This is a genomic window from Pseudoalteromonas sp. 68 DY56-GL68 (assembly GCF_041414825.1).
Classification (GTDB): Bacteria; Pseudomonadota; Gammaproteobacteria; order Enterobacterales; family Alteromonadaceae; genus Pseudoalteromonas.
This window is the reverse complement of record NZ_JAOCZL010000008.1, coordinates 69,345-80,793: the sequence shown is the minus strand read 5'-3', so window position 1 is coordinate 80,793 and position 11,449 is coordinate 69,345. Positions and strand designations below refer to the sequence as shown.

Genomic DNA, 11,449 nt, shown 5'->3' with positions numbered 1-11,449 from the left:
GATTTTGCCATTACGAAAAGAGCACATTGATGTATGTCAAAATTAACCGCAAAGCAAAACATTCAAGCGATTGTCGCGGCTATAAAAGTTGAAGAGCAGCAACTTAGAGCACGGTATCCAGTATTGCAAAAGCAAAATGGCATTGCGCTAGGTATTTTATTTTTATCATTATTTGCTCTAGTTGGTGTTGCGCTACTTTATTATTACGCATTCATTCCCGCTTGGTTATGCATTATTTTAGCTGCTTTTATAACCTCAATATCCCATGAACTTGAGCACGATCTCATTCATAAGCAATACTTTAGCAAACAGCCGCTTATACATAATTTTATGATGTTAACAGTGTGGCTAATGCGCCCTAATACGGTAAACCCTTGGTATCGGCGTAAAATTCACTTACACCATCACAAAGTTTCAGGAACCGAGCAAGATTTAGAAGAGCGTCTTGTTGGCAATGGTATCAAAAACCCCTTTTTAAGAGCGGTTGTGATCAGTGACGGGCTACTTGGTTTGCTTATTAATAGTCAACGCTTTAGTAAAGAAATTAGAGGCTTTAAGTTTTTGCGAGTATTTAATGCTGGGTTTCCAATCGCGACAGCATACTTTGCTATTTTATATGGCTTGATTGGTTATTATGGTGTGCAGTTTGTTAGCCCTTTCGCCTTACCAATATGGGGCGTTCACTTGCTTGCTGGTGCTGAATTTCTCATGGTTGTTCTTATCTTGCCAAATATCATTCGCTCGATATCGCTTAACCTTGTTACCTCTTCTATGCATTACTATGGTGGAGTTAACAATGTACTTGAGCAAACACATGTTATAAGTAGCCGTTGGTTTTTACCATTTCAATTGTTTTGCTTTGACTTTGGGCGCACTCACACTATTCATCATTTTGTGCCTAATCAACCCTTTTATATTCGCCAGTTAATTAGTAAAAAAATACGTCCTGTTATGAAACAGTACGGAGTACGCTTTAATGATTTAAACAGTATCAAGCTGGCTAATCGATATCCTGTAAATAAAGAGGGAGTTTAATATGCACATAACCGGTCGTTGTCATTGCGGTGAAGTTACATACCGTGCTGAAGTTGATGAAAATAAAGTGATTAATTGCCACTGCACTGACTGTCAAATTATCTCGGGTGCGCCTTTTCGTACTGTGGTTGTATCTAAACCTGATGCGGTTACTTTCACAGCAGCTGCACCAAAAGAATATATAAAAATTGCCGAAAGTGGCAATCAGCGAGCACAAGGGTTTTGTGCTAACTGTGGTACGGCCTTGTACGCTACTTCAGTGGGCGAAGGCGAACGTGTTTATGGCTTACGGCTCGGTGCAGTAGAGCAAGCCGATGAGCTTATTCCAAAAGCCCATATTTGGTATCGCTCACACAAGCCTTGGCTAGATAACCTAAGTAATATGAGCGCCTTTGAAACCACACCTAAATAGCTGCGATTTTATTTTTACTGTTGGCCGATAGTGATATTTCGGCCACTTAAGTAACCAAACAAAGCACACAACAGACTTGATGCAATACATAGCCAAAGTGCTCCGGCCCAACTATTAAAGTAGCTATGTAGCGCGCCTGCAACAATAGGCCCTGTTGCGGCTAATAAATAACCGATACATTGTGCCATCCCAGAGAGTGCCGCCGCTTGTAGTGCATTGTGCGTGCGTAGGCTGACAAACGATAAACCCAAAATAAAACAGGCACCTGAACAAAAGCCTAAAGTAATAGACCAAAGTAAGGCAAAGCTAGGTGCAGTGAGCAACCCGAATGAGCAAAGTGCGCCTAATAGGGCAAGGCTTAGCGTAAGAATGCGTTGATCTTTTAACTTTGCAAGTAATGGAATAAGTACAATACCTGGCAGCGCAGAAGCAGCTTGGAAAGCGCCTTGTAGTGCGCCAGCATGTTGCGCACTATGGCCACCTTCAACCAGAATGCTCGGTAACCAGCCAAGCATGATATAAGTGAAAAACGAATTAAAGCCGAGTAAAAGTGTTATTTGCCATGCCAATGACGAATGCCAGACTCTATTTTGTGTCGCATTCGATATTGATGTTTCTTTGGGCATGGTGTGCTGTCTAAGTTGTGGTAACCAAACTAGTACAGCAAGTAAAACTAACAGCGCGTAACTTGCCAGTGCTATCTGCCAGCCTAGTTCTTTATACTCAGCAAGTGGAATGATAAGTGTTGAGTAGCTGCCACCAAATATGCCCATTGCCAACACGTAGCTTGATGTCATCACTGCAACTTTATGCGGAAAGTCACGTTTAATCAGGCTTGGCAACAAAACATTACCAATTGCAATACCGACCCCAATCACTGCGGTGCCTATAAACAAAATATTGGCAGAATCTATGATGCGTGACATCACGCCTGCGCCTATCAAGAGCAGGGCAATAAACAGCGACAGCTCAAGGCCACATTTTTTTGCAAGCCCAGCAGCCATCGGAGAAGCAACCGCAAAGGCGATGAGTGGTAATGTAGTCAGCATACCCGCTTGAGAAGCAGTTAAGTGAAACTGCTCAATTATTTGTTCGAGTACGGGAGCAATGCCAGTAATCGGCGCGCGTAGGCAAGCCGCAATCAGAAAAATGCCTAGCACCAATAGCGCTTTGTTAATTAGGTTTTGAGAGGATGACACGCTGTTTAGTCGATTAGGTAAAAGTTATTAGTATCATACCTAATTACTAAACAGAGTGTGCTAACTATGAGACAGCTAACAAAATAATGCGGTTACTTAAAACTGGTAACTTGCTGATAACATTGCATTGCGGGGTTTACCTGGGAAGTAACGGTCACCGCTAAAGGTTGTGTAGTCGGCGCGCTCTGCATAATGTTCATCAGTAAGGTTATTAATTCGCGCAGTCACCGTAAGCTTAGGAGTGAGCTGCCATGCGGCTCTTAAATTAACAAGAGAGTGGCCTTCATAGCTGTGCTGATTTTCGGGGTCTGTAAAGTAGCTGCTAGTGGTATGCAGCTCAAGCCCAATACGTGTCATGTCGTTTGCTTGCCAAAGTAGCTGCAAGTTTGCGATGTTACGTGGTGCGGTATCAATAAGATTGCCATTGATATTAACCCCACCGAGCACTTGATTGTAACTGTAAGTGTGCTTGGCATGGCTCGCGGCAAACTGCATCGATAGGCTTGATGTGATGGCATAGGCAAGTTCAAGCTCAATTCCACGATGTTGAGTTTGACCATCATTGACATAATAAAAATCACTGTCGCGGAAAATTGTGTTCTTTTTGTTCATGGCGTAAATGCTCAATACATAATGCAGCTTTGCTTGTTGGCCTTTTAAACCAAGCTCTAAGTTTTTAGCTATTTCAGACTTAAGATCTGCCACATTTTGTTCGCGTTGCAACTGATAAAGCTCAGCCGCTTGCGGGGCTCGGTAACCTTCAGAAGCATTGGCGTAGAAAAACTGGTTATCAGCATATTGATAGCTCAAGCCAAGCTTCGGTGAAAAGTTAGTAAAGCGATTAACATCACTTGCAGGGCGAGAGTAGCGACACCCGCCCATTGTGCACTGTGTTCCGTCTTCTTTAGTACGTCCAGCGAGCATTTGATTTTGATAATCATAGCGCATACGTTCGTATCTACCGCCAAGGCTAATGAGTAAGTCATTCAATTGCCAGTCAAGGTTAATGAAGGGCGCCAATAAGGTACTTGTTACTTGATAATCGTAATGTTTTCCTTGAGGGACTGTAGCAACTAAGAATGCTGAGCCTTCAGTTGGGCTATCTTGATATTGTAAAAAATCAGCATCAGTAAGCTCACCATCAAAACCCATAGTTAAATGACTTGAATCACTTAACTTATGTTGCCAACTTGATTGCAAGCCAACACCTTGCTGGGCATTTTCTTCAAGCGGTGTACCTGGTAAAAAGTGTTTAAAAAAGGTCATGCTTTGGTCGCGAATATAAGGTGTAAACGTAAAGGTATTAATCTCATCCCTAGACCAATTTATTTTTGACCATATACGTAAAGAACGTGCTTTACGAAAGGCATCAGGGTTTGGGTTTGATTGCGCAATATCCTCATCCTTATAGCTTTCAAAGCCCTCAATATAACCTGCTGTTTGTTGATCTAAGTGGGTGTACGTCAAGCCACTATTAACTGTTAAGTTTGCACCATCGAAACGGTGGCGTAATGATACTTTTTCTTGGTCAACCCCTTCGTCATCTCGATAGCCAGTATCGCGAGTAATACTGGCATTGATGCCAAAACCTTGTTGACCAAAATCATGGCCAGAACCTAGTTTGTAACGAGTGTAGCCAAACGAGCCGTAATCAAAACCAAATCGGTTATGATCGTAGGTCGAATCAGGGGTGATCACGTTGATCACCCCATGCACTGCATTTGAGCCATAAAGCGCAGAACCTGGGCCCTTTAGTACTTCAATACGCTCGGCCATTTCTGTGTGTGCTTCGAATAACTCGTTAATGTTACAAAAACCTGCAGCACGCAGCGGTATGCCATCTTCAGCCGTAAGTAAGCCGCCGCATGCACCAGCACCAGAAAAAACAGGCGAACGTAAAGCGGGTAAATACTCTTGGCCATTGCCGTGTTGAAGATTTGCACCAGCAACTTGCTTAAGGGCTTGTTCAATATGGGTTGGCGCAATGAGTGCTAATTGTTGCTTTGAAATATTACTCACAACAACGGGCAGAGGATCGGCAAGCACCTCTGTGCGAGAGGCAGTTGTCGTAATATGCTCAAGTTCAGTTGTCGCTGCATATGACTGTAAACTTAAAAGTTGTAAGCCAGTGAGTGCTGGGAGGAATAATAATTTCATGAACGCCTTTAGGTTAATTACAACAAAAAATAGAGGGTAACTGCTTTTTGAAGTAGGTAAAAGTATTCGAGGTTAATGGCTTTACTTAAGTAATGTTCCTGCGATTACCATGAAAGGGATATTTGATTTAAAAAGAGCAACAATAAGTATCAGAGCGCAGTTTAAGTTTAAAGAAGTGTAAATGTTGGTTTTTTAACTTGTTGATGTGTAAGTAATAAGGTTTTTTAATTGTAATCCTTCATCTATGATTCAGTCGCAAACGTTAGGCTTTTGTAACAAGAGCAAACGTAGAGGGTCTCTATTATGAACAAAATAATTACTATCTCTTTGGCTGTGTTAGGTTTGAGTTTAATACCTGCAGAAGCAAGTGCTAGGCATGATCGTGATCATGATAGATATGAGCACAAACACGAACGTAAAAAGCATCATAAACATAAAAAGCACTATAAGTATAAAAAACATCATAAGCATCATGAACATTACGATAGATATGATCGCTATAGTTATCGTGACTTACCGCCCGGTCTTTATAAGAAAGTAGGGCATGGTGGTCGTTTACCGCCGGGTTGGTATAAACGCTACCATCATGGTGATATTTTAGACCGTGATATTTATCGTCATGGCCGAGTAATCAAACGCCGTGATAGAAATGGCATTATTGCGATAGAAATTGACGATCGCCTTATTCATCTTGTTCACGATACGCGTGAAATTCTATCCATAGTCTCGCGCCACCGTTAATCATGTTTAAAGCCGCTCACTTATGCGGCTTTTTTATGAAATTTCACTGCGTGTTCAGCATTCATTGCTAGGCTTAAGAAGGTTAACTAAAAGGAGCATTCATATGAGAACGCTATTAATGGTTTTTGCTGTGGGTTTAGCTGTTATCGCCACTGGTGTGCAGGCTAAAGACAAAGATAAAGAGAAAAATAAGGGAAAGAGCTTACCACCTGGCTTGGAAAAGAAAGTTGCTAGCGGTGGAGAGCTCCCACCAGGTTGGCAGAAAAAATACCGTAAAGGAGATATCCTAGATCGTGATATTTATCGCCATGGGAAGGTCATTAAGTCTCGCGACAGAGATGGTCTTATTTCTATCCAAGTGGATGGGACAGTGGTACGCTTAGTTGAAGATACGCGAGAAATCATTTCTATTTTGAGCAGATAACTAAACGTGGGAGCAGTATGATTTATGTTTTAATCGGTGTATTGACGCTATTACTTATCATCACCTTATTACCTATGTCATATTGCCAGCATTATTTGGTGCGAAGCTGTGACTTTGTTAGGTTACAAGTGTTTTACTTGGCGGCATTTTGCTGCGCAGCTTCAAGCTACTTAGTTATATCTCAATCGTCGTTTTTATCACTTAGCTGTGTATTCTTAAGCATTATTATTTTGCTACTACAAGGGAAGTGGATTTACCCTTATACACCATTTGCTAAGCAGGAGGTATTAGCCAGTTCCAAGGATGCTGAACACAGCATTCGTATTATGTCGGCTAATGTACTGATGTCTAATGAGCGCTATGAAGCGCTCATTTCATTAGTTAATAAGCACCAACCCGACCTACTTATTACGCTCGAATCAGACATCATTTGGCAGCAGCAATTAAAAGGACTTGAGAGCGATTACCCGCACCGAATATATTGCCCTAAAGATAATCGCTACGGAATGCATTTATACAGTAAATATAAAATAAAACGCTATCAAATTTGTGAGTTGATTGAAGATGATATTCCCTCAATTCATATTTTATTTGAAGACGCTGATGGCGTTGAAATGCAAGGGCACTTTATTCACCCTGCACCACCTAGTCCAACCGAAGAAGACAGCTCTCGCACTCGCGATACTGAACTTATTATTCTTGCCAAAGCACTCAAAAAGCTACGCCGTCCTTGCATTGTCGCCGGTGATTTAAATGATGTGGCATGGTCTCGTACAACGCGATTATTTATGAAGATTTCTGGCTTTTTAGACCCACGTAAAGGGCGTGGTTTCTTTAATACTTTTCATGCTGAATATTTCTTTATGCGCTGGCCGCTCGACCATTTATTTCACAGTAATGACTTTACGGTAAAACGCATTGAGCGATTGGCTAAGTATGGTTCAGATCACTTTGCTTTACTTACTGAGCTGGTTTATAAACCCAATGCGTGTAATCAAAAACAAACCGAACGAATAGATGAAGATGTGGCAGTTGAGGAATTAAAAATGCCCAGTGCATCGAAGCACCAAGTTCCCATGTTCGATGATTAAAGTAATACTAACAGTAAGTAAAAGAAAAGGGCTCAATTGAGCCCTTGTTGTTATTCATTGACCATAACGGTTTTTATATTCACAAATTCGCGTAACCCAAAACCGCCATGCTCACGGCCATAACCGCTATCTTTTACGCCTCCGAAAGGCAGATTTGGTTGCGCCAAGCCATAGCCATTGATATTGACCATGCCTGTATCAAAGTGGTGTTTGGCAAGTTCAATAGCCTGCTTTTCATTTTTCGAGAAAATACCACCGCCTAGACCATAGCGGGAGTCGTTTGCAATGCGCATAGCATCGTCGTTATCTTTGGCTTTGATAAGAGATGCAACAGGGCCAAACAGTTCGTCATCATACGCTGGCATGCCAGGCTTGATATTTTCAAGTAAGGTTGCAGGATAATAAAAACCTTCACGTTCGGGGATTTCACCTCCCACTACCGCCTCAGCACCCGCTTCAATAGACTCTTTGACTTGCTGATGTAGCTTGTCGCGCAAGTCTTCACGAGCCATCGGACCTAAATCGCTATCTTTTTCATTAGGGTCGCCCATTTTTGTATTTTCAAATTGCTTTTTGATCATTGCTTTAAAATCACTATAAAGCGCATCGACAACCACAAAGCGTTTTGCAGACACACAGGTTTGCCCATTATTTATTAGACGACCTTGTGTACATGCGCTGATAGCGGTTTCAAGATCAGCATCATCTAGTACAACGTACGCATCGTTACTGCCAAGTTCGAGGACGGTTTTCTTCACATATTTTCCTGCACGTTCAGCAACCTTTTTACCAGTGCCATCACTGCCTGTGAACGTAACGCCACGAATCGCTTTGTGTTCTATTAATTCACTGGCCGTTTTGCCATCGATTAAAAGATTTTTAAAGCAATAGTCAGGGAAGCCTGCTTGTGCAAATAGTTGTTCAATTTTTTCAGCCATGCCAAATACATTACCTGCATGCTTTAATACCGTCGTATTACCCGCCATAATATTTGCACAGGCATAACGAATAACTTGATAAAGCGGGAAGTTCCAAGGTTGAATACCCAAAATAACGCCTATTGGCTGATAGGTAACGATTGCATGGCCGCCTTGCATATCACGCTTTTCATCCGCTAGTACTTTTGGGCCCTGTTCAGCGGTATAGCGACAGATAGCAGCACATAGCTCAACTTCTTGTAAACCTTGCTGATAAAGCTTGCCCATTTCATCTGTCATAAGCTGTGCAATATCTTGCTTATTCGACTCAATAATACTGGCTAGCTTATTGAGATGCTCTGCGCGTTTAGTTAATGATGTTTCACGCCATGCTTCAAAGGCTTCATGGCATTTATCTACTTCTGCTTGCGCCTTTTCTAAAGACAAGAGAGTATATGTTTCGAGAGGTTGCTCTGTAGTCGGATTGATTGTGGTTACAGTGTCAGTCATCATTATCTCCTTACAAAAAATGTAAAGGGTAACCTGCAAGGCGAACACCACTTTTATATTTATTTATCTGTTTGTTTTTTATGGTTTATTTTTATATTTATTCAAGTGCTCATAAGCAGGTTATGTAAAAACTGCAAACAGATGCAAAACTTACAAGGATAGGTAATGAAAAAATCATACTTCGATACAGAATTGGCGATTATTCAAGCCCCCATGGCTGGAGTACAAAATGCAAAGTTAGCAGAGGCTGTTTGCCAAGCGGGTGGGCTGGGGTCTTTACCTTGTGCAATGCTATCTAAAGAGCAATTGGTAAGTGAGCTTGAGTATTTAAGTAATGCCACTGACAAGCCTTACAATTTAAACTTCTTTTGTCACCATACTCCAACTTATACAAAACAGCAGCAAGCTGCTTGGCATACCTTACTTTCTCCTTACCTAGAGGAGTTTGATGTTGATACATCGGCACTTTCAACCGTTGCCTCACGCCAGCCAATTAATCAAGACATTATTGATGTGATAGCACCTTTTAAGCCGCCAGTGATCAGCTTTCATTTTGGCTTACCTGAAGCAGCCATTATTTCGCAAATTAAAAAGTGGGGTGGCAAGGTGATTTCATCTGCAACTACGCTAGCAGAAGCTAAATGGTTAGTTGAGAGTGGGGCAGATGCTGTAATAGCACAAGGGCTTGAGGCTGGTGGTCATCGAGGTCATTTTTTATCGATGGATTTATCATTGCAACTGACCACCAAAGAGTTGGTTCGTGCTTGTGTCGAACTTGATATCCCAACAATTGCAGCGGGGGGCATTGCAACGCCAGAGGATGTGAGTTTCTATCAAAAGTTAGGTGTGATTGCAGTTCAAGTGGGGAGTGCTTATTTACTGACAGAAGAGGCAACAACAAGCTCGTTACACCGCCAAGCATTAATGTCTCAGCAAGTAGGCAGCACTGAACTGACGACCTTATTCTCAGGCCGTGCAGCACGTGGCATAACGAATAGAGGGATGAAAGAGTTAGGCGCAATCCCTCAACATGTGCCTCCTTTTCCTTATGCATCGATCGCAATTACGGCATTACGAGCTCATGCAGAAGCAAACAATGATAGTGGTTTTTCGCCCCTTTGGTGCGGAGAAAAATTTATTAACCGTGATGGGGTGAGCGCAGCAAAGATCACTCAGTTGCTAATGCAAGGATGGCAAGATTGACGGATACGCAGTTACTTGAACTGGGAGATAGCTACCAGCAACTTGCAGAGCAATTAAAGCACCAGTTAGCGGGGAGCTATCCAATCAAACGTTATGTGCGTGATGATGTGCTTTTAAGGCAAGGAGCGCTGCAAACTCATGGTTATCTTATTTTATCGGGTGTACTCGGTGCACTCCATGCGAGTGAAAATGGTGGGCAAAAGTGCAAAGAGTTTTACTTTCAAGATGAATTTGCATTGCTTTATGGTAATTGGTTAACACACACGCCTGCTCTTTATCAGCTTAAGGTCATTCGTGATGCTCAAGTAATAAAAGTGCCGCTAGCATTACTTGAGCAGCCTTTGAATCAAATGATGAAGCAGCAACTTGTTACCCAGCAGTTGCTATTCAAAGAAGCAAAGGAAGCCTTCTTATTACTTAACTCCCCACAGCAACGTTATGAATATTTACTTGCTAAAAAGCCCCATTGGTTGGCTCAGTTGAGCTTAACAGAAGTTGCAATGTATATTGGTATTTCCGCTATTTCATTATCACGAATTCGTAAGCGTCTTAACTTAAGTTAAGGCGTGATAGAGCGCGGCGCATTACACTGCTGTTTTTTCAGGAGTTGTCATGTTTATTTTGTCGCAATGTTTGGTTGCTGTTGCTACTTTACTCGATTTAGCCTCGTTCCAGTTTAAATCTCGTCAGATTATTTTAATGTGTTTGTTTAGCTCGGTTTTGCTAACGTCGATACATTTTTTGTTGCTTGATAATTTAAGCGCAGCAGCACTGATGCTGATAGCTGCTCTACGCTACGGCTACTGCATTTTTGCTCGAAAGCAGTGGGTAATGTATGGCTTTATGGGTTTAAGTGTTTTTGCAGTGCTTATTACATGGCAAAGTTGGTTCAGTTTTATTGCACTGACTGCGACCTTGGTTCAAACATATGCCTCATTTCAGAGCAAAGATCTACTACTTCGTTGCTTGATGGTTGTGGGTACTGTTTGTTGGATAACGCACAACTTACTTATTTTTTCGCCTGTTGCGGTGGTCATGGAAACCGTTTTCCTATTGAGTAATCTTCTGGGCTTATGGCGTTTTTATGTTCATCCAAGAACAGTAACGCCATAATATAATGTATTCATTTTTAGATAGTTTTAGCGATGAGTTTGAGTAGAAAAGTTTCTCGCTGAATCGACAAACCTTGCTTCTCGCTCATTGCCATTGTGGTTTCGTTGTGAGCAATTGCACTATGGATATTTACCCATTTGGGTTGCATGCCATTTTGTATTTCGTAGTGCTCCATTTTTGGCAGAGCCAATTGCTCATCGATGTCGCAATAGTAGCAGTAGGATTTAATGTGTATACACTCAAAGTCATCTTTATACCAAGGCCTTAATTCTTCATACAAACCAAGTGGTTTTTTAATTTTAATATTTTGTGCCCCCGTTTCTTCTTGCAGCTCGCGTATTAATCCTTCTTTAACACTTTCACCTGTGTCAATTCCGCCGCCAGGCAAGCTATAGTCATCATAACGAGCAGTATAAAGTAGGAGGATTTTTTCACCTTTTAAAATAATCGCACGGGCGGTTTCACGGGTAAACTGACTTTTGTTTTCGTCATTAATGCTAGGGTGGGTAACTTTTCTTAATAGTTTCATAGTATACAGCTTGGCTTAATCTATAGATCTGCATCATACAGGGTTATGAAAGTTTAATTAAACTTACCCTAAAGTGGTACTTGTAGGGTAATATAGTTTAAAAGTATTGGTTTGTAGT

General features: G+C 41.6%; 12 protein-coding genes. 8 read left to right on the top strand and 4 right to left on the bottom strand.

Translation table 11 applies throughout. The features are described 5' to 3' along the window. Positions 1-33 precede the first annotated feature (33 nt). The gene (locus NYF15_RS05680) at positions 34-1,035 is read left to right on the top strand and encodes a fatty acid desaturase (protein ID WP_371353056.1); all 1,002 of its coding nucleotides are present in this window, start codon (positions 34-36) and stop codon (positions 1,033-1,035) included. 1 nt (position 1,036) lies between these two features. Beyond that, complete coding sequence (locus NYF15_RS05675) at positions 1,037-1,447, top strand: GFA family protein (RefSeq protein ID WP_237114845.1); 411 nt, start codon at positions 1,037-1,039, stop codon at positions 1,445-1,447. Between the two features lie 14 nt (positions 1,448-1,461). On the opposite strand, the gene NYF15_RS05670 is transcribed toward NYF15_RS05675, so the two are convergent. After that, positions 1,462-2,610 (bottom strand): MFS transporter, encoded by a 1,149-nt coding sequence (locus NYF15_RS05670; RefSeq protein WP_371353109.1) that lies wholly within the window; start codon positions 2,608-2,610, stop codon positions 1,462-1,464. 132 nt (positions 2,611-2,742) lie between these two features. Beyond that, the gene (locus NYF15_RS05665; protein WP_371353055.1) at positions 2,743-4,803 is read right to left on the bottom strand and encodes a TonB-dependent receptor; all 2,061 of its coding nucleotides are present in this window, start codon (positions 4,801-4,803) and stop codon (positions 2,743-2,745) included. Between the two features lie 303 nt (positions 4,804-5,106). On the opposite strand from NYF15_RS05665, the gene NYF15_RS05660 reads away from it, so the two are divergent. The 3 genes from NYF15_RS05660 (at position 5,107) to NYF15_RS05650 (ending at position 7,059) form a co-directional block, all read left to right on the top strand. Then, positions 5,107-5,544, top strand: coding sequence for a hypothetical protein (locus tag NYF15_RS05660; RefSeq protein ID WP_130150792.1), 438 nt, complete (start codon positions 5,107-5,109; stop codon positions 5,542-5,544). A 103-nt stretch (positions 5,545-5,647) separates the two neighbouring features. Further along, on the top strand, positions 5,648-5,968 hold the full coding sequence (locus NYF15_RS05655; RefSeq protein WP_130150793.1) for a hypothetical protein: 321 nt from the start codon (positions 5,648-5,650) through the stop codon (positions 5,966-5,968). Positions 5,969-5,985: 17 nt separating this feature from the next. Next, positions 5,986-7,059: an endonuclease/exonuclease/phosphatase family protein gene (locus NYF15_RS05650; protein ID WP_130150794.1), complete on the top strand. Its 1,074-nt coding sequence runs from the start codon at positions 5,986-5,988 to the stop codon at positions 7,057-7,059. Between the two features lie 50 nt (positions 7,060-7,109). Here the strand turns inward: NYF15_RS05650 and NYF15_RS05645 are convergent, their stop codons facing one another. After that, positions 7,110-8,486: an NAD-dependent succinate-semialdehyde dehydrogenase gene (locus NYF15_RS05645; RefSeq protein ID WP_237120122.1), complete on the bottom strand. Its 1,377-nt coding sequence runs from the start codon at positions 8,484-8,486 to the stop codon at positions 7,110-7,112. A gap of 165 nt (positions 8,487-8,651) precedes the next feature. On the opposite strand from NYF15_RS05645, the gene NYF15_RS05640 reads away from it, so the two are divergent. From NYF15_RS05640 to NYF15_RS05630, 3 genes are read left to right on the top strand one after another with little or no spacing between them, the layout of a single operon-like run. Continuing rightward, complete coding sequence (locus tag NYF15_RS05640; protein WP_371353054.1) at positions 8,652-9,689, top strand: NAD(P)H-dependent flavin oxidoreductase; 1,038 nt, start codon at positions 8,652-8,654, stop codon at positions 9,687-9,689. Then, on the top strand, positions 9,677-10,252 hold the full coding sequence (locus tag NYF15_RS05635) for a Crp/Fnr family transcriptional regulator (protein ID WP_371353053.1): 576 nt from the start codon (positions 9,677-9,679) through the stop codon (positions 10,250-10,252). Before NYF15_RS05640 ends, NYF15_RS05635 begins: the two co-directional genes overlap by 13 nt. Before the next feature lie 49 nt (positions 10,253-10,301). After that, on the top strand, positions 10,302-10,802 hold the full coding sequence (locus NYF15_RS05630) for a YgjV family protein (RefSeq protein WP_371353052.1): 501 nt from the start codon (positions 10,302-10,304) through the stop codon (positions 10,800-10,802). Between the two features lie 16 nt (positions 10,803-10,818). Here the strand turns inward: NYF15_RS05630 and NYF15_RS05625 are convergent, their stop codons facing one another. After that, positions 10,819-11,331 carry an NUDIX hydrolase gene (locus NYF15_RS05625; protein ID WP_371353051.1) on the bottom strand — a complete coding sequence of 171 codons (513 nt, stop codon included), beginning with the start codon at positions 11,329-11,331 and terminating at the stop codon, positions 10,819-10,821. Positions 11,332-11,449 lie beyond the last annotated feature (118 nt).